Genomic DNA, 18,930 nt, shown 5'->3' with positions numbered 1-18,930 from the left:
CGGTCCGTGATCAGAACTGGCCGGGCGGAAGCTTGAAGACGTCGGGGCTCTTGGCGTCGGCGACGTAGAACAGCAGCAGGCTCGTCGGCGTGAGCACGCGCTGGTTGTTCTCCTTGTTCTCGAACGTGCCCTGGAGCAGCAGGATCACCGAATGATCCTTGGCGTCGCTGCCGCGGAACATCACGATGCCGCCGTTGACGGGCATGTTGACTGCGATCGAGTCGGGCTTGAAGCCCTCGCTGAGGAAGTGCGCGCGCAGGATGTTGGCGTTGGAGAACAGCTTCTCCGCCGTCATCGCCGCATCGGTCCCCTTGGACCAGACCGCGCCGATCTGGATCAGCGACTTGGACTTGTAGCCGAACACATAGGAGAGCTCGGCGGTGCCGCCGTTCGGCAGCAGATCCGGAACGGAGAGCAGCACGCTGTGGGTCAGCTCGGACGGATTGTCCTGCGACTTGATCGCGTCGGCCTTCGGGTTGAAGTCCTTGGTGATCGCCGCGCGCACGTCGGCCTCGTTCGCGCCGAACTTGGCGGAGCGGAAGCCGTCGATCGCCTTGATCTTGTCGTCGGCAGGCGCCGTGGCGGTCTCGCCCGAGGCTGCCGGTGTCGCACCGGCAGGAGCTGCAGCAGTGGGCGAGGCGCCTGCCGCGACCGCCTTCGGCGCCGCCGCGGCTTTCTGCTTGGGCGTCGCGCCTTGGGCGCCTTGAGCCGCCAGCGGCCCGGCCGCAACTGTGGTGAGAAGGCCGACAAGGGCCGGAAGGAGGTAGATTTTGCGCATCGTAAACCTTCGAAACAAACCTGAAACAACAGCTCAAAAATCGGCAGTCACGAGATCGGCTTCCCCGAACCGCCGTCCGCAACCGAGACGGAAATGTTGCAATGCCAGAAGGCCTTACAAAGCGTCACGGAGCAAACATCAACCGAAACAGCGAGTCGGGTAGCAATACGGTATTGGGCTGCCCGTGGCTGCGAATGAACATTCACAAGGGCATTTTTTCATCAATTGTCGCCGCCAGGCTTTCGCGTTATGCACATGGTCAGGGACAACTTTTGCGAAACATTTCATGACTGAGCGGCTCGCTCCTGCCCGCGTTGTGCCGGCGGTCGCCCGCCGCGACTTCATTCGCCTTGCGGGCGCAACTGCCGCAGGCTTCTTTGCGCTTGGCGCAACGTCGGATCGCATGCGAATCGTCGCCACGATCACCAGCCTGTCGCTCGACGACGAGCTGACCCGACGAAACATGAGCGAAAGCTCGACCACGCGCCTCGGTGCGCTGTTCGCGGGCCTGAGGCAGCGTGGCTGGGTCGAGGGGGTCAACTACCGTTTCGAGATCCGCTCGAGTTTCGGCGGACCGGACAAGTTGAAGGCCGCGATCGCGGAGCTCATCGAGCTCAGGCCGGATGTCATCATCACCGGCTCGACCGTCGAAACCGCAGCCGTCATGGCGGCCACCAAGACCATCCCGATCGTTTTCGCGACGTCCAACGACCCCATCGGCAATGGCTTCGTTCAAAGCCTCGCTCATCCCGGCGGCAACGTCACGGGCTTCACCAGCAGCACTGCCGAGATGGGCGGCAAATGGCTTCAGCTGATCAGGGAGGCCGTGCCGGATATCCAGCGCGTCGGCGTCCTGTTCAATCCGGCGAGCACGCCTCGCGCCGGGCGCTTCTACCTCGACTCCGTCGAGCAGGAGGCCGCGGCCGCAGGCGTGGCCGTGGTGCTCACGCCGATCAGCGCGGCCGCCGAAATCGACGGCGCGATCGGCCGCTTCGCCGAGCCGCCGAAGGCGGCGATGATCTCGCTCGTCGACAGCTTTCTGGTGGCGAACCGGCAGGCGATCATCGCGACGACCGCGAAATATCGCGTGCCGATGATCTATCCGTTCCACTACTTCATGGATGCCGGCGGGCTGATGAGCTACGGGCCGACGCTGGAGGTGCGCTCGGCCGATTACGTCGATCTCATCCTGCGCGGCACCAAGGCCGGCGATCTCCCGGTGCAATCGCCGCGAAAATACGAGCTCTTGATCAACCGCACCGTTGCCAATGCGCTCGGGCTGACGATCCCGTTCACGCTGCTCGTGCGCGCCGACGAGATTCGCGAGTGAACGAGGCGGTCGACCAGGGACATTTGCGGACGCCTCCCGGCCGGCTGTTTCGCAAATATCTCTACTCGATCGTCACCCTCGCCTTTGCCGCGCTCGCCATCAACACCGGCTTCGACGTCTGGTTCTCCTATCGCGAGCAGAAGCAGCTTCTCGCGGCGACCCAGCGCGAGCAGGCTGCAAGCGCGGCCATTCAGATCGGCCAGTTCATAGGCCAGATCGAAAACCAGATCAGATGGCTCGCCCGCCTGCCCGCAGAACTCTCGACCAATGAAGACGAGCGCCTGAACGCCATCCGCCTGATGCGCCTCTCGCCCGCGATCGCCGAATTGACCGAGCTCGATGCGCAAGGCCGCGAGCAGGTGCGCGTGTCGCGCCGTGTCGCGGACAGGATCGGCAGCAACGCCGACCACTCCTCCTCCGCCGCCTTCCGCGGCGCCAATGAAAGCCTGGCCTATTATGGGCCGGTCTACTTTTTCGGCGACACCGAGCCCTTCATGACCATCGCCACCCGCGGCATCGGCCGCGAGCCCAACGTGGTCATAGCCGAGGTCAATCTGCGCTTCATCTGGGACCTCGTCGCCGGGATCAGGGTGGGCAATACCGGCAAGGCCTATGTGGTCGATCGCCTCGGCTTGCTGATCGCGCATCCCGATTTGTGGCCGGCACTCCGCCGCAGCGATCTGTCCCGGCATACCGATGTGCGCGCTGCGCTCGACGGCGTGGGCCCGCCCGCCGGCGGCCTGGTCAAGGAGGATTTTTCGGGGCAACGCGTGCTGTCGACCTATGCCACGGTCCCCTCGCTCGGCTGGCTGGTGTTCGTCGAGCTGCCGCTCAGCGAAGCCTACGCGCCGATCTACGCCTCGATCGGACGGTCGACGTTCCTGCTGATCGCACTCCTGGCCATCGCCACCCTGGTGTCGCTCTGGCTCAGCCGGCGCATGACCGTGCCGATCCAGATGCTGACGCAGGGCGCGCGCCGGATCGAGAGCGGCGATCTCGGATTGCGGCTCGCGATCAGAACGGGCGACGAGCTCGAGGCGCTCGGCGACCAGTTCAACCGGATGGCCGCGCATTTGCGTGAATCCTATGCGACGCTGGAGCGGAAGGTCGTCGAACGGACCTCCGAGCTCGAGAAGGCGCGCGATCACGCGCTTGCCGAGCACGATGCGGCCGAGCGCGCGCGCAGCGTCGCGGTTGCGGCCAACGAAACCAAATCGCGCTTCCTCGCCGTGGTCAGCCACGAGTTGCGCACGCCGCTCAACGGCGTCATGGGCGTGCTGCAGCTGCTCGACGACGGCCGCCTTGGCGAGGTCCAGCGCCGCCACCTCGCAACCGCCGCGGCCTCGGGCGAGACGCTGATCGCGCTGGTCGACGCCATTCTCGAATATGCCCGCCTCGAGGCCAGCACCGAGACGCTGGAGACGCGCGACTTCCGTCTCGACCAGCTGATCGAGACCGCGGCCGATCTGATGCGGCCGCAGGCCTTCGGCAAGGGATTGAGCTTCGACCTCGCCTGCGATGCGACCGTCTCCACCTCCGTGCACGGCGATCCCGTCAGGCTCAATCGCATCCTGCTCAATCTGATCGGCAACGCCATCAAGTTCACCCCGAGCGGCGGCATCGCGCTGAGCGCGACAGCGGAACGGCACGACGATCATGCGCTGCTCCGCCTCGTCGTTCGCGATACCGGCATCGGCATCGCGCCCGACATGCACGAGCGGATTTTCGAGGATTTTGTGCAGGCCGACGACAGCATCGCGCGGCGGTTCGGCGGCACCGGCCTCGGACTTGCGATCGCGCGCCGCCTCACCCGGCTGATGCGCGGCGAGCTGACGGTGGAGAGTCTGCCTGGCAAAGGCAGCGTGTTCACGCTGCTCGTTCCACTCGGCCACGCCACGAGCGGCATCGCGCAAGGCGCCATTTCGCCGCCATCGCGGCAGCGCCGCGTGCTGCTGGTCGATGACGACCCCGTCAATTGCGAGGTCGGCGAGGCCATCTTGAACCGGCTCGGCCACCGTTCCGCGATCGCAAGGAACGGCGCTGAAGCGGTCGCGCTTGCCGGCAGCCGGCCGTTCGACGTCATCCTGATGGATCTGCACATGCCCGACATGGATGGCGTGGAGGCGGCCACGCGCATTCGACAGCTGCCCCTTCAACCCATGCCGCGGATCATCGTCGTGACCGCGGACGTGTCGCGCACCACCCGCGAGCGGCTCGCAGGCGCCGGGATCACCAGGGTCGTCAGCAAGCCGATCCTGATCAACGCGCTTCGCGAGGCGATCGAGGATGCGCCCGAGCCTGGCGCGACCGACGCACCGCTTGCGCCCAGCGCATTGATCGACCGGCCCTTTCTCGACGACCAGAAGGAGCTGCTCGGCGCCTTGCAGATCACGAAGCTTCATCGTCTGCTGCAGGAGACCAGCGAAAAGCTGATCGCCGAGATCACTGCGGCCGCCGCAGCCGGCGATCACAAGCAGCTTGCGCGATCCGCGCACCAGCTCGGCAGCGCGGCGAGCGCGCTCGGCCTCGTCCGGCTGTTCGAGCGCTGTCGCGAGATCGAGGAGACCGCGCCGTCGATGTCGCCCGACGAATGCCAGGATGCTGCGCGCGAGCTGGCCGAGCTTCAGCACGCCTCAATGCGCGCGCTGGACGATCTGCTCCGGCCAGTGGAAGAGCGGTCGGTTAGCTAGATTTGTTCAGGCTGGCACCCGATCAAGATGGCTGATTTTCTTCATGAAGAGGTCTCATTTGCTCCTCGGCCCAAATGGCGGCAGATGCAAAGATAGTCGTCCTCGGCCAACTTGGATCGCGTTCTGGTTTGCGACTCCAAGTCAGGTGAACCTCCGCAACGCGGCCGTCGGCAAGTTCGAATAAGACATCGTCTTGGTCATAACGCCTGGCGAGCGCAACAACGGATAGTCCCAATAGCGGATGTGACGCGCTCAACTCAGAATGAAGCTCCGTTTGTATTGCTTCCCGTTCTTTTGCCCGCTCGATTGGCGCCCATGGTTCAAGCCACTCTATTTTCATCGACGCCACACCTCAGTCGGAGCCTCTTCAATATCAGACCAAGCCGTTGATGTCGCCTATTGACGCGTCGCGTCAGATCGCTGCGCCGCTGAATTTGGTCCGCTGTCGAGGATAGCGGACGCTAGCGCGCCGTCCGCCGCAAAGCTTTATGGGATTACCGCCTGGTCTCGGCTCGCCGGCGCGCCCTCCTCTTCCTCATGCCCAAACCGCTCAACCAGAAAATCAATAAACAGCCGCACCTTCACCGACAGATGCCGCGTCGGCGGATAGACCGCATAGAGCGCGAGTGGCGGCGCAGAATAGTTGTCCAGCACCGTCCGCAGCTCGCCCTTTCGCAGCGCCTCCGCGGCAATGAACTCGGGCAGCAGCGCGAGCCCCCTGCCCTTGATCGCGACGTCGCGCAGCACCTCGGCATTGTTGACGCAGAGCGACCAGGCCGGCTGGATCCAGTGGTCGCCGTCACGACCTGTGAGCTTCCACTGGTTGCCGGTGAGCAGGAAGCCGTAGGTGAGCGAGGCATGCTCGCGCAGATCCTGCGGATGCTTTGGCGTGCCGTGACGCGCGAGATAGTCCGGCGATGCGCAGATCATGCGCGGCACCGGCACGATTTTTCGCGCGATCAAGCTCGAGGATTCCAGCTCGGCAATCCTCAGAGTCACATCAAAGCCATCCTGGACGGGATCGAGCAGATCGTCGCTGAGCACGATCTGGAGCTGAAGCTCCGGATAATGCGCCATGAAGTCTGCGAGAACAGGACCTAACCGCATCGTGCCGAATGACATCGGCGCGTTGACGCGCAACAGTCCCCGCGGCGCCGACTGGGCCTGCGCCACCGCCTGATCAGCGGCCTCGATCTCCGAGAGGATGACGACGGCACGCTCGAAATAGCGCTGGCCGTTCTCGGTCGGGCTCGCATGGCGGGTGGTCCGGTTCAAGAGCTGAACGCCGAGGCTCTCCTCGAGGTCGGCGATGTATTTGCTGATCGCCGAGCGCGACAGCCGCAACTGCCGGCCGGCCTCGGCAAAGCTGCCGCTTTCGACCACTTTCACGAAGGCCCGGAGGCTGGCGACCTTATCCAAGGCCCAGTCTCCGCGATTGGTTCCAAATCATAGACATAGACGTCATATTTGCATGGATTGTCTCCAATCCAAAGCGGAACGATATTTCGCTCCAGAGCAAGACGGCTCCCAAATTTCTGGAGGACGACAATGTCTGGACTGCACCATGTCACCGCGATTGCCGGCGACCCCATCCGCAATTTCGGCTTCTACACCCGTGATCTCGGCCTGCGCTTCGTCAAGAAGACAGTCAATTTCGACGATCCCGGCACCTATCACTTCTACTATGGCGACGAGACCGGCCGCCCCGGCACCATCCTGACCTTCTTCCCCTGGGCCGGCGTGTCGCCCGGCCGCCGCGGCGTCGGCGAGACCCATCAGACTGCGTTCCGCGTGCCGCAGCGCTCGCTCGGCTACTGGACGCAGCGCTTCATCGAGAAGGGCATCGCTTACGAGGCGCTGGAGAAGCGCTTTGGCGAGTCCGTGCTGCCGTTCACCGATCCTGACGGCATGGCGCTCGCGCTGGTCGGCATTCCCGGCGCCGAGAACCAGCCGGGCTGGAGCAACGGCGACGTGCCGGCGGAGCATGCGATCCGCGGTTTCCACGGCGTGACGCTGCTGCTCGACAGCGCGGCCAAGACGGCGGCCGTCCTCACCGACGTGTTCGGCTTCAAGGAGACCGGGCGCGAAGGCTCGGTGATCCGCTTCAAGGCGCCTGGCGATGTTCAGGGCAGCGTCGTCGACATCTACGAGGCCAAGGGTTTTCTGCGCGGACACCAGGGCGGCGGCTCGGTGCACCACATCGCTTTCCGCGCGGCTGACGATGCCGAGCAGGGCAAGATGGCGCAAAAGCTCGTCAGCGATCACGGCCTGCATCCGACCGAGCAGAGGGACCGCAACTACTTCCGCTCGATCTATTTCCGCGAGCCCGGCGGCGTGCTGTTCGAGATCGCGACCGACATCCCCGGCTTTGCCGTCGACGAACCCGTTGCGACGCTCGGACGCGACCTGAAGCTGCCGAGCTTCCTCGAACAGCATCGCAAGCAGATCGAGGGTGTGCTGCCGAATTTGGAAGAGACCGCGTCATGACCGACTTCATCCATCGCTACGAGCCCGCGCACGACGCGGGCTCTCCACCCCTGCTGTTGCTCCACGGTACCGGCGGCGACGAGAACGATCTGCTCGGGCTAGGCCAAATGATCTCGCCCGGCTCGGCCCTGCTCTCGCCGCGCGGCCGCGTGCTCGAGCACGGCATGCCGCGCTTCTTCCGCCGCCTTGCCGAAGGCGTGTTCGACGAGGAAGACGTGCGTCGTCGTGCGCTCGAACTCGGCGCGTTCGTCGCCGACGCACGGAAGCAATACGGCATCGCCGCGCCAATTGCGGTCGGCTTCTCCAACGGCGCCAACATCGCAGCCGCGCTGTTGCTGCTCAAGCCGGACGTGCTGGCAGGCGGGATCCTGCTGCGCGCCATGGTGCCGCTGTCCGATCCGCCCAAGACCGCGCTTGGCGGCAAGCCGGTGCTGCTGCTATCCGGGCAAGCTGACCCGATCGTGCCGGCGAGTAATTCGGCAAAGCTTGCGGCGCTGTTGTCGGAAGCAGGCGCGCGTGTCGACCACAAGGTCCTGCCATCAGGTCATCAGCTATCGCAGGCCGACGTGACGCTGGCCCGCAACTGGATCGGCAGCGTCGAGGCCGAGGCAGCATGATCTAACTAGGGCGGGATGAGATCAGGCTCGATCGTTGCAACGACGGAGGTGCGCTCCCTCCCCCGCTTGCGGGGGAGGGTTGGGGAGAGGGTATCTCCGCAATCGAGAACCCCCAAGAGGAAAGAGCCCTCACCCGGCGCGTTGCGCCGACCTCTCCCGCAAGCGGGAGAGGTGCACCGAGCCCGCGGCCGCCTGATTCAACCTAAGCCCATTCCGCTTTAGGGCGCATCGTTTTCGAACGGTGCGCCGCTTCGCATCTCCAGAACGGCGCAGCCCGGCCAAACTGTGAAGTTGCCGACGAATTCGGCGTCCACCTTCGTCAAAAACCGATCTGAGGAAGGGCGGGCTAACGACCCGCCCTTTCCCGATAGATAGTTACCGATGGCGGTTAAGAGCCATTCGTGCAGGTTCAAATTCCAGCAGCGGATCCCGTACACAGTCTCGCCATCTCGTCCGATGGCCTTCCGCCTGAAGACGGAAATAGACGACGCGCCGGACCACCGCAGAAGTGTTTCCACCCATATTGTGGCCGAGCAGGTAGTTTCCAAGAAAGAGATCGCCGGCCCGTCCCAGGACCTGTTCCGGCGACTCCATTGGGTAGGTCGGGTGTTCGATATCGAACAACGCGTCGGGCCCGTGCTCGCAGAGATAGGACGCAGCAACGTTGTGCGAGCCGGGCCAGACCCAGAGATTGCCCATATCGGACGCGGTCTGGTCGGTCAGGAATATGCCAGCCAGCAAGGTGAACGTTCCGGGGCGTCCACTTGGCTCAGTGATTTTGAGCCCGTCGATATGCGGCCCACCGGGTCGATGATTCCAGACTGGAATATTTAGCGAAACCTGAAGTTGCTCCAGCTTGGCCAGGGCCAGTGGCGCGATCAGGCTTTGGACGATCTCCCGGGCACTGCTCCCTTGCAGCAGAGCGACCAGCGGGTCGGTGTCGGCCGGATTCTGTTCCCAATAGAAGTGGAACCCGCGACGGTCAGCCGGAGGCGGATTTTGTTCGACCAACCGGTCGATCCGCTGCATCGCCGCTTCGACCAGCGTCGGTGGGACGACGTTAGGAATAACCACAGAGCCGCGTTCTGCGAATCTGCGCAGATGGTCGTCGTTTAAGGGGGACATGACAGAGCTTTCTCTACGTGCCAGCACCTACGGCCCGTCGTGCGGGACTACGAGGCGTGGTCGATTCGATCGCGAAGACGCCGCTCGCAAGCACATGCGCGCGAGGACGATCTCCAATTCCTGCCCGCAAAGGCGCGGACGAGCCGTTAGCGGCTCAACAGGAAGAAAACCGAAGCGATGTTGAGAGTGCTGATCATCATGGTCCGAACATTATCAAAGCGGCGCACCGACGCAAGCTCTCAAAATCTCGATCAAGCCTGCGGCCCGAAGGGCCTCCTCACACTTAAGCCTCATCACAATTGCCAATAGCAGACGACGATATCTCGCGGCTGGAATCGCGACCGCGATCGTTCTCGCATAAGCACCCGTTCGGTGGGACCAAGCGAATGGCCGGGCGCTTTTGGTGTCCTGCCACGGTGCTGTTTCGAGAGCATTTTGATCACAGAATGAATGTTCGCCCCAGTGCGGCCCAAGGCTCGGAATGCCCGCTTGGCGTCACTGGTACACTTCGTGCGCAATAGCGCCAACGTCAGCTCTTGGCCCAGAAGCCGACGTCAGGAAGGGGCATACGGCCGCGCAAATGCGCTGGATCGTCGGCGGCAAGGCGCCCCAGGGCCGTGCGGCTTCGCCAAGCCAGATGGGCCGCTATTCGCACGTCATACGCGCACTGCTTTCCGGCGTTGGCTTGATTGCTCTGCTTGTGGCCGTTGCCCTTAAATGATCGATCACAGCCCGTAGTCGCTGTTTGCGTCGAAGGTGGGTATCAGATGATCGCGGGATAGCGAACTTCGGTCATCATGCCCGTCATCATGTGGTAGAGGTTGTGGCAGTGAAATGCCCAGCGGCCGGGATTGTCGGCATCAAAGGCGACGGTGACGCTGCCCATAGCAGGCACAAGCACAGTGTCGCGTACGGCGCCTGTGAGCGGGGCGCCGTTTATCGCGACCACCTGGAAGCGTGGCCATGAAGGTGCATCGGATGAGGCATGATTGAGCGGTTCACCATCTCGATCGCCACCCGCTGACCCGCGGTAACCACCAGCGGGGTTACCGCGGGCCAATATTCGCCGTTCAATGACCATGCGTACGGGGTCATGGCCCCGTCGAGGATCACGCGGTGCGTCACGTCGGGCGTGCGCGGCGCTATGGGCGTGACCGCTTCGAGGCGATGTTCAAGCGACAGATCGACAGGCGGCGCGTTGTCTGCGGCCTCCGCGGGGAGGCGTGATACCGGTACGCCGGACGTTGCGAGGATAACGCCCGTGCGTGCCCGCTTGCCCTCGACCTGAGCGAAAATTGGAAATGCACCGTTGCGAGGAAGATCAATCAGCACGTCGATCCGCTGCGCCATGGCGAGGGGGAGACGCGTGCCGCGCACCGGTCGGACCGGATGGCCGTCGACGGCAACGACGGTGCCGGTGAGCGCACCGAGATCGATCCAGAACTGCGTCGCCGACGCGCCGTTGATCACCCGCAGTCGGACCCGTCCGTGCGGTTCGGTGAGGATGATTTCCGGATCAGCGAGCGTGCGGTCATTGGCGAGAAATGCGTCATAGTCGATGTCGTTGAGGTCCATCGCTATGCCGGATCCCATGTTCATGGCGCCCATGCTCCCTGAGCCCATGTTCATCGCGTCCATGCTTCCCGAGCCCATGGTCATGTTGCCCATGCCGCTCTTCGGCGTAGCGCTTTGACTGCCGTTGGGTTTGATCAGTTCGGCAAGTAACTCCTCCGGCGTGCGGAAACTGAAATCATGCAGCATCAGCAGCACCTCTTGCCGGTCGGCGCGCGTATCCTCGGCACTGCGTACGATAAGCGGCGCGGTCATTAGATTCTGTTCCTGCAGGCCTTGATGCGAGTGCATCCAGTATGTGCCAGCGATTGGCGCGTAATCGTAGGAGCGGGTGCCTCCCGGCGCAATCGGTGGCGTTTGCGGCCAGGGAAAGCCGTCCTGCGTCCAAGGCGGCAACTGGCCATGCCAGTGGATAATGGTGGATGTTCCGCTCTCATTTACGAGATCGACGCGAAAACGCTCGCCGGGCGTCAGCCTAAGGCCGGGGTTTCCGTTTGGCCCCATAAGGCCGAAGACGCGCGCCGCTTTCCCGTTCACAGCGAGGGTTCGGGTACGGGCCGTCAGGCGAAGCTTGGCGATATTGGTTTCGGGCGCGGTCTCGGCCCGCATGATCGGCAGGAACGGCATCGTGCCGACCATTGCAACGCCGGACGCAAGCATCATCTGCCGGCGGGTCAGCAGCGTGGGCCTCTCTTTCTCTCTCATGGCAACTTGCCCCTCTGATCAGGTGCGCAACGGGCATCCCCATCAATGTGAAACTTGTGAGGGTGTGCACCGCGTGGCACGGCATCAGCCGGCCGCTTGGTCATTATGCTGACGTTTTCAAGAACGGCGGGCAAACGCCCAGTCGGTTAATCATTGACCTTCGGTCCGCCTTGATAGGATCGTCCCGCAGCTTCGATGGCTCGCGGTGTCTCCGCTGAAGCGAAGGCGTTTTCAGGACGCTGGACCGCGACCGCATTCTGGTCCGCCGCGCGGACTTCACTGGGCCAGTACCGCGTATCCGAAATGGTTGTGCCTGCGTAAGCCTGACCTGACATCGTAATAAACGCGATCATTGATGTGGCGAGGACGAGACGTATTGCCGTCATGGCTTTGCTCCTTTGTTGTGTTCTGTCAGCCCGCGACGCCCATCCATGAGCAATGTGGTGCCGTATACCTGCAGGATCGACTAAAAAGGCGTTTAAGCTTCTTACGTCTTCGTTATCGATGTTGATTCTGCTGGGGTCGCGCGCCGTCGCTATCGCCCGGAATGACCGGGGTGCAGCTAGCATCTAAAAGCAGAGATAGTTCCACCTCGAGGTAGTGTCTGTTGCGCCTAGCCGCAGACGTGACCACCATGTCCGCTTTGGGTCAATCGCGTCGGTTCGCCCCTCAGTCGTTGACTTCCGGTCTGTCCCCGGCTCCGGACATGCCGTTGCACTGCGCCAACTGACGCTATGTGCCAGCAGCCTTCGCTGGCGATTTGGTGTAAACGGATACCCAAAGGGCGCAGCTTGTCTGTCCGTTTGGAACGGGTAATTGGCCAGCGGTAGAGCCAACAGCATGGTGGACTATGTTGAAGCACTGGCTCATTGACCTCATTGGTCACGTTTCCGGTCTCAGCGATGCACAGCTTAGGCAAATTGAGAAATCGTTGCCGGCGAGCAAGGCGCTGATCGATCTTCTCAATAGGGCACAGCCGATCATCGAACAGGCGCACAAGCTGTACACAGAAGCTGAGCCGCTGATCGATGAAGCAATGAAAGAGTGGCAGACTGTCGGCCCTGCGGCGCAAATTTTGATCGATGTTATCGGGCATCATGTCAACAAGGGTAGTTCGCCGGCAGAGGCCGCTGAGGCAGTCCGCACTGCGCTTAACGGCTCAATCAAGAGCGTCGCCCCGGATCATTGGATCGATCAGCAAATGAGCTGCGTAACTGTGTTTGGGGGAACTGGCTTTGTTGGCCGTCGCGTCGTGCGCTATTTGTGCGAGTCCGGCGCCACGGTGCGCGTCGCCTCGCGGCATCCTAGGGGGGTTGAGGGCGACGACGTCAAACAGATCGCCGCCGACGCCCACGACGAGCGCTCCGTAGAGGCCGCCGTCGCGGGCGCCGATGGCGTGGTCAACGCCATTAGCCTGTACGTCGAGCACGGAAGCGATACATTCCATTCGGCGCACGTCGAAACGGCCGCTAGGATCGCAAGCGTAGCGCGGCGGGTCGGGGCCAAACGGCTAGTTCACCTATCAGGAATCGGCGCCGACGCGGCCTCGCCTTCGCCCTATATTCGCAGTCGCGGCGAAGGCGAGGCGGCCGTGCAGGCCGCATTCCCTGGCGCGGTTATCATACGCCCAGCGGTGATGTTTGCATCGGACGACGGCTTTCTCACGACAATTCTCAGGCTGCTTCGGGTCCTGCCGGCTTATCCGATATTCGGCGACGGCAGGACGAGGCTTCAACCGGCGTACGCGGATGATGTTGCTGCGGCGATTACACAAGTTCTGCGGCAGAGCAAAAAGCCGTATCCGATCTACGAACTGGCCGGCCCACGCGTCTATTCATACGAAGAGTTGTTGCGGACCATTGCTCGTACCGCAGGTTTGCGGCCGCTGCTCATGCGGATGCCGTTTGCCTTGTGGGATGCACTGGCCGGCGTCGCTGAAATCTTGCCGCACCCGCCTCTCACCCGCAATCAGGTCGAGCTTATGCAGATCGACACCACAGCCTCGGACAACTTGCCGGGGTTCCGTATGCTCGGCATTTCGCCGCGATCGCTCGAAGAAGAACTCGAAGCGATGCTTAAGCAAAGCAAATGAGGAAACTCAGCAAAATTGCGACCGGACAGCGAGGAAGAAATGGTGCCGACCGACATCAGATGCGACGGGGCGATGTCCGAGTTGGATCAAACGCGTCATTTTGACCGTGCGCCGACTACTTCCGGTCTACCCCGATTAACAGAAGTTCGCGGTGCCGGCCGGCATGTCTCAAAGGGGCCATGAGCCGAGATCGCTCCAACCAAGCAGCGATACTTGTCAGGCTCCTTAGCGGCCGTACGGGAAGCAGCGGTGGCGATCGAGTGTGAGACCGAAATGCGCTCCTAGCGCAGCGATGGCCGCATCCTGCTCAGGATAAGGATCGGCATTGGATGCGGCAACGATGATGATCCGGAACCCGCCGCGATCCTTGCCACCTGGTGGCAGCATCGCTGTAGCCAGTGCATTGCCCTCCCTGTCGCGCAACGTGAGGAAAAGCGGCATCTCTCGCTGTACATGGGCTTCAAGTCCGATGTCGCGCTCGATCGCGTTGGGCCGCTCCCGACGCCAGAACTGGACTGCCTTCTCCCGCTCGCGGCAGAAATACTTCTCGACTGTGTGGCTCATCAGGCGCGACTCATGCGCCGCTTCACCTTCCGTCTCGATACGGAACCAGGTCTTACCCTTTGGCGCATCGCAAACATACCGCATTTCGCCCGTCCTGCGATCACCGCAATTCTAGGGCGGCGGGCCTGCAAAGCCAATATGAGATTCGCTCCCGTGTATAACGCTGCACGATCGTATAATCGGAAGTTCGGCTGCAACACCGCGCGACTGTTGCCTGAGAGGCGATGGTAGAGCTCCGATCTGACGAAGCTTCGCAAGGCGGTCCGGTACAGCAGACATCCGAGCTTACATGCCCTGTGTCCGGTGCTACCCGTCGACAAGCTCGCGTAAATCCAGAGCGCCGATAATCCCCGCGGCGACCTGCGGCGCACCGTCTTCGAACGGTCCGCCGCCTGTTCGGTCAAAGCAGCCGCGCACGCTTAGAGCGCGATGGAGTCAGGTTCCATCGGCGTCCGGGATCACCTCTCCCCGACGGGGAGAGGTCGGATTGCGCTCGGCGATGCGAAGCATCGTCCGGTGCAATCCGGGTGAGGGGCCGCGGCACCCAGTGAGACCAGAACCCCTCACCCGGACCGCATCTTCGATGCGATCCGACCTCTCCCTACGGGAGAGGTGATCTGAGCTCTCGGTTCGCATCGATTCAACCAAAATACATTCCGCTTAGGCCGCGACGTTCGACAGGAACCGATCCACCGACGAACGGAGTTGGGTTGCCTGGCCGGACAGATCGTGCGCCGTTGCAAGGACCATATCGGCCGTCTTGTTGGCGGTGTCGGTTGCTTCCGCCGTTCCGGCGATGCTTCGCGCGACCAGGGCCGTGCCGGCGGCCGCCTGTCCGATATTCCTGGATATCTCGCCGGCCGCTGCATTCTGCTGGCTGACCGCAGCTGCGATCCGCCCCGTGAAACCGTCGATGTCGCCGATAATCAGCGCGATGGCGCCGACATTCTCGACCGCCTGCCGGGTTGCCGACTGCACCTCGGTGATCTGGGACGAGATCTCCTCCGTCGCCTCGGCCGTCTGCGTCGCCAGTGCCTTGACTTCCGAGGCGACGACAGCAAAACCTCTGCCCGCTTCTCCGGCGCGTGCGGCTTCGATCGTGGCGTTGAGCGCCAACAGATTGGTCTGGCCGGCGATGGTCCTGATGAAGCCGACCACTTCGTCGATTTGCTGCGCGGCGCTGGCCAGCCTGCCGATCGTCTGGTTGGCGGCTTCCGCCATGCCGGAGGCGCGCTGCACGATCGTGGTGGCATCAGCAAGCTGGGCAGTGATCGCCTGGACGGATTCGCCGAGCTCTGTCGCAGCCGTCGCCACGGTCTGAACGTTTGCCGACGTCTCCTGCGCGGTCGACGCCGCCTCGTTCGATTGCGCGCCGGCGACCCGTGAGGTCGAGGCGAGGCTCTGCGCCGTGTCCGTCAACTCGCCGGTCATGCGCGCGGTGTGACTCAACACGGTGCTGAAGGCGGCACGGAAAGCGTCGATCTCGGCTTCCATGCGTTGCCGGCGACTGGTCTGCTCAGCGCTGCTCTGGTCCTTGGCGGTGATCACGGCAAGATCCTCATCGGCGCGGGTCTTGAGACTTGCCTGCATGACGGCAAGCGACTTGAGAAGACGGCCGAGCTCGTCACTGCGACGGACCATGATCTCGTCCGCGAAGTTTCCGGCCGCCACGCGTTCGGCGACCCGCACAGCGGCGGAAATCGGCCGGCTCATCGAGTACGAGAATGCAAGCGCGATGATCAAACCGATCGCGACGGTGCCGACGGCTATCGACAGCATCGTCGTTCGCGCCGATTCCACGGCTGCCTCGGCCGCCGTGCGATAATCATATCCGTAGGCCGCAACGAGCTCGACGAGATCGTCGATCGACGCCATCAGGCGGTCGCCTTGCTGCGCAAGCACGAAGCTCGTCGGGATCTCCGTCACCCCGCCGGGCGACGGCTTCAGGACCTTGAGCACGGCACCCGACCAGTCCTTGAGCTGGGTCTCGACCTTCTCTCGCGTGGCGGTGACGGTGGCCGAGGCGACACGCTCGCGCACCACGTTCAGGTCTTCGGTGCCGCCGCGCACCAGCGTTTCGAATTGCGCGACCAGTTCGCTCGAGCTGCCGGCGACCAGGCCACGTTGAAGCACGAGACGGGCCTCGTGAAGCCCGGCATGGGCGGAACGCGCGTGGTTGATCCCCATCAGCGGGCCGTCATAGAGACGGACGACCATGTCGCCGGAGCTCCCGATCGCGCGAATGCCATAGAAGGCGATACCGCAGGCGAGCAGGACCACGACGGTGAAGGCACCGAAAATCTTGTAGCGTATCGACATTGTCAATCTCCGGTGCCTCGCAATCACCTAATCCATCACCTTGACCATCATCTTCATGCGCGGGTGGATGGCGCAGATCACCTGCACATCGCCGGCTTCCTTGAAGGTGACATCCGTCGAGATGCCGGGCGCCTGCGATCCCAGATTGAACTCGTTGCCCTTGGTGGCGGACATGATGTTGTGCGGAACGCTGTCGTCGTTCAGGAAGGTGACGGCGTCACCTTTCTTGATCGAGATGCTCTCGGCGGAGAATACCCGCCCCTGCTGGTGGATCACCTCGGTGGCGGCATAGGCGCCCACCGAGAAGCCGGTAACGATCACGCAAGTAAACAAAGCGATTGTGCGCATGAAAATATCCTTCGAGTTCAGCGTGGGAGGACCGGCACGGCCGTGGGTTCGAGATCGCTGGTCAGCGTCTTGAGGAATGCGACGAGGTCGGTCTTCTCCTGCGCCGTCAGCTCGAGCAGGCGCATGAGGTCGGATCGGCTGGGACGATCCACGCCGCCATGGTCATAATGATCGACGACGGCTTCGAGCGTGGCGAGCGAGCCGTCATGCATGAAAGGACTGCGACGGTTGATCTCGCGCAGGCCGGGCGTCTTGAACGCGTGCTGCATCTTGATCACTGCGGGAAGATATTCGCCGCGGCCGATATCGCTGCTCGGCAGGCCGATATCCTGAAAGCCCTCATTGGTGAAGTTCCAACCCTCGTGGCAGGCGGCGCATTGCGCCTTGCCGTTGAACACGGCGAACCCACGCTTGGCCTCTTCGGAGATGGCCTTTTCGTTGCCTTCGATCCAGGCGTCGAACGGCGCACGCTCCGAGACGACGGTGCGCTCATAGGTGGCGATCGCTTGCGCCAGCGTCTTGGCCTTGATGCCCTGCCCGGGAAAGCTCGCCTCGAACATCGGCTTGTATTCGGGAATGCTCGTCAGCCGCGCCATCAGATCGTCGAGCTTCATGTTCATCTCGCCAGGCGACTGGATCGGACCGAGCGCCTGGTCTTCCAATGTCGGAAGCCGTCCGTCCCACATGAAGATCGCGCTCCAGGCGGCGTTGACGATCGTCGGCGAATGGCGGCCAAGCTTGGCCATGCCGTGACCGACACCGACGGCGAGCCCGTCGCCCCAACCGAAACCCGGACTATGGCAGCTGGCGCATGACTGCGCGGAGGTCACCGACAGCCGCGTGTCGAAATAGAGCTTCTTGCCGAGAGCGGCCTTCTCCGGCGTATACGGATTGTCCTTCGGAAACGGGATCGAGGCGGGCCTGCGGTACTGCGCCTTCAGTGCATCGATACCGCTCGGCGCCTTCTGGGTGATCTCGACCTTGCGGCTTTCGCCGACCACGGCGGCGCCATAACCGATCGTGCTGAAGCCGAGCGCGCCGAGCACGGCCGATGCGATCGTTCCGGCAACAATGCACGCGCGAAATGAGCCCGGCGCCGGCATGCAAATTCCCCCCGAAAGGGTGTCATTTGCGACACCGAAAAATCGGTAACGAAACGGGTATGCTCAGAAACGTGATGAACGTATCGGCAAATCATTAAATAAAGATGCCGCGGCACTGTCGGTTTTCGGCAATTCCGCAAGCAAAAAGTGCAGGAAGAATCGGCAACAACCGGGGAGTTGCGCGACCTCCGTCGCGGCGATTCACTCGAACCAGCCGCGCCGCTTGAACCAGATCAACGGCAACACGCCGCTGGCAATGATGGCGAGCAGCGACAACGGATAGCCGAACGTCCAGCTCAGCTCCGGCATGTTCTTGAAGTTCATGCCCCAGATGCCGACCAGGATCGTGGGCGGCACGCCGACCACGGACACGATCGTCAAAATCTTGAACAGCTCGTTCTGCTGGATGTTGATGAAGCCGAGCACCGCATCGAGCAGAAGCTGGATCTTGTCGGACAGTCGCGTCTCGTAATCGCCGAGCGAAGCGACATCCTTCGAGACCGCCTCGAGGCGCTTCTTCGACGCCGCCGTGATCCATTCGCGCCCGACATTGTCGGCATAGGACGCAATACGCCCGACGCCGAGCAGGACATCGCGCGCCTTGGCCAGGCGATCGGCCAGTTCACCGACATTCTCCAGCGCCTCGCGCATCCTGCGGCTAGAGCGAACCGGCCGCCTGGTGCGAATGAGACCGCCCTTGAAGACGCCGCGCGAGAGCTGGTCGACCTTCGCGCCGAGGTGCTCGAGAGCATCGGCGCCGCGGTCAATCATGGCCTCGAGCAGGCTGGTGAACACGCACATGCCGTTCTCGAGACTGTCGTCGGAGCCGACACGCTTGCTGATCTGGTCGAAGATCGGCAACTCTGCAAAGCGCACCGTCACCAGCACATGCGGGCCGATGACGAACCCGACCGGCGTGATCTCGGCCTCGTTGTCCTCGTTGAGCCGGACCGCCGGTGTGCTGAGATAGAGCGTGCCGTGCTCGAGGATCAATCGGCTCGACGCCTCGATCTCGCTGAGCGACTCTTCGGACGGAATTCGTATCCTGAGCATTCGCTCGACGAATTGCTTTTCCTCCGCGGTCGCGTTCAGCAGATCCGCCCAGATGATCTCCGAGGGCATTTCCGCGCCGATGCCTTGCCAGTCGTCGGACGGCCACCTGTGCAGTTTCAGCAATGACCGAACTCCGTTTGCCCTCGC

At 62.9% G+C, this 18,930-nt stretch carries 14 protein-coding genes and 1 pseudogene; 5 read left to right on the top strand and 10 right to left on the bottom strand.

From position 1 onward, the window contains the following. Positions 1-10: 10 nt before the first annotated feature. Positions 11-778 carry a hypothetical protein gene (locus V1280_RS44495; protein WP_334537431.1) on the bottom strand — a complete coding sequence of 256 codons (768 nt, stop codon included), beginning with the start codon at positions 776-778 and terminating at the stop codon, positions 11-13. 286 nt (positions 779-1,064) lie between these two features. Here V1280_RS44495 and V1280_RS44490 point away from each other — a divergent pair, with 286 nt between their 5' ends. Both V1280_RS44490 and V1280_RS44485 read left to right on the top strand, forming a co-directional pair. Next, positions 1,065-2,108 carry an ABC transporter substrate-binding protein gene (locus tag V1280_RS44490; RefSeq protein WP_334537429.1) on the top strand — a complete coding sequence of 348 codons (1,044 nt, stop codon included), beginning with the start codon at positions 1,065-1,067 and terminating at the stop codon, positions 2,106-2,108. Further along, positions 2,105-4,798, top strand: a complete 2,694-nt coding sequence (locus tag V1280_RS44485; RefSeq protein WP_334537427.1) for a hybrid sensor histidine kinase/response regulator — start codon at positions 2,105-2,107, stop codon at positions 4,796-4,798. Before V1280_RS44490 ends, V1280_RS44485 begins: the two co-directional genes overlap by 4 nt. Before the next feature lie 486 nt (positions 4,799-5,284). Here the strand turns inward: V1280_RS44485 and V1280_RS44480 are convergent, their stop codons facing one another. After that, positions 5,285-6,217, bottom strand: a complete 933-nt coding sequence (locus V1280_RS44480; protein WP_334537425.1) for a LysR family transcriptional regulator — start codon at positions 6,215-6,217, stop codon at positions 5,285-5,287. A 129-nt stretch (positions 6,218-6,346) separates the two neighbouring features. On the opposite strand from V1280_RS44480, the gene V1280_RS44475 reads away from it, so the two are divergent. Then, on the top strand, positions 6,347-7,285 hold the full coding sequence (locus V1280_RS44475) for a ring-cleaving dioxygenase (RefSeq protein WP_334537423.1): 939 nt from the start codon (positions 6,347-6,349) through the stop codon (positions 7,283-7,285). Next, on the top strand, positions 7,282-7,902 hold the full coding sequence (locus V1280_RS44470) for an alpha/beta hydrolase (protein ID WP_334537422.1): 621 nt from the start codon (positions 7,282-7,284) through the stop codon (positions 7,900-7,902). Before V1280_RS44475 ends, V1280_RS44470 begins: the two co-directional genes overlap by 4 nt. Before the next feature lie 375 nt (positions 7,903-8,277). Here V1280_RS44470 and V1280_RS44465 read toward each other — a convergent pair whose 3' ends face one another. The 3 genes and pseudogenes from V1280_RS44465 to V1280_RS44455 all read right to left on the bottom strand — a co-directional run bounded on the left by V1280_RS44465 (position 8,278) and on the right by V1280_RS44455 (position 11,690). Beyond that, on the bottom strand, positions 8,278-9,027 hold the full coding sequence (locus V1280_RS44465; protein WP_334537420.1) for a phytanoyl-CoA dioxygenase family protein: 750 nt from the start codon (positions 9,025-9,027) through the stop codon (positions 8,278-8,280). Between the two features lie 763 nt (positions 9,028-9,790). Continuing rightward, positions 9,791-11,103 (bottom strand): annotated as a pseudogene (locus V1280_RS44460) (multicopper oxidase family protein). Between the two features lie 347 nt (positions 11,104-11,450). Beyond that, positions 11,451-11,690 (bottom strand): hypothetical protein, encoded by a 240-nt coding sequence (locus tag V1280_RS44455; protein ID WP_334537419.1) that lies wholly within the window; start codon positions 11,688-11,690, stop codon positions 11,451-11,453. A gap of 464 nt (positions 11,691-12,154) precedes the next feature. On the opposite strand from V1280_RS44455, the gene V1280_RS44450 reads away from it, so the two are divergent. After that, positions 12,155-13,396 carry a complex I NDUFA9 subunit family protein gene (locus tag V1280_RS44450; protein ID WP_334537418.1) on the top strand — a complete coding sequence of 414 codons (1,242 nt, stop codon included), beginning with the start codon at positions 12,155-12,157 and terminating at the stop codon, positions 13,394-13,396. 225 nt (positions 13,397-13,621) lie between these two features. Here V1280_RS44450 and V1280_RS44445 read toward each other — a convergent pair whose 3' ends face one another. From V1280_RS44445 to V1280_RS44425, 5 genes are all read right to left on the bottom strand, one after another. After that, positions 13,622-14,044, bottom strand: a complete 423-nt coding sequence (locus V1280_RS44445; protein WP_334537416.1) for a hypothetical protein — start codon at positions 14,042-14,044, stop codon at positions 13,622-13,624. A gap of 576 nt (positions 14,045-14,620) precedes the next feature. After that, entirely contained in the window at positions 14,621-16,279 is a 1,659-nt protein-coding gene (locus tag V1280_RS44440; RefSeq protein ID WP_334537414.1) for a methyl-accepting chemotaxis protein, read from the bottom strand. Positions 16,280-16,306: 27 nt separating this feature from the next. Beyond that, positions 16,307-16,627, bottom strand: coding sequence for a cupredoxin domain-containing protein (locus V1280_RS44435; protein WP_334537412.1), 321 nt, complete (start codon positions 16,625-16,627; stop codon positions 16,307-16,309). A gap of 17 nt (positions 16,628-16,644) precedes the next feature. Further along, positions 16,645-17,730 (bottom strand): cytochrome-c peroxidase, encoded by a 1,086-nt coding sequence (locus tag V1280_RS44430; protein WP_334537410.1) that lies wholly within the window; start codon positions 17,728-17,730, stop codon positions 16,645-16,647. A gap of 201 nt (positions 17,731-17,931) precedes the next feature. Beyond that, positions 17,932-18,906, bottom strand: coding sequence for a magnesium transporter CorA family protein (locus V1280_RS44425; protein ID WP_334537408.1), 975 nt, complete (start codon positions 18,904-18,906; stop codon positions 17,932-17,934). Positions 18,907-18,930: the final 24 nt, after the last annotated feature.

Origin of the sequence: Bradyrhizobium sp. AZCC 2230, from assembly GCF_036924495.1 — a bacterium.
Classification (GTDB): Bacteria; Pseudomonadota; Alphaproteobacteria; order Rhizobiales; family Xanthobacteraceae; genus Bradyrhizobium; species Bradyrhizobium rifense.
Note: the sequence above shows the minus strand (reverse complement) of the source record. Positions and strands in the feature narration are given on the sequence as shown.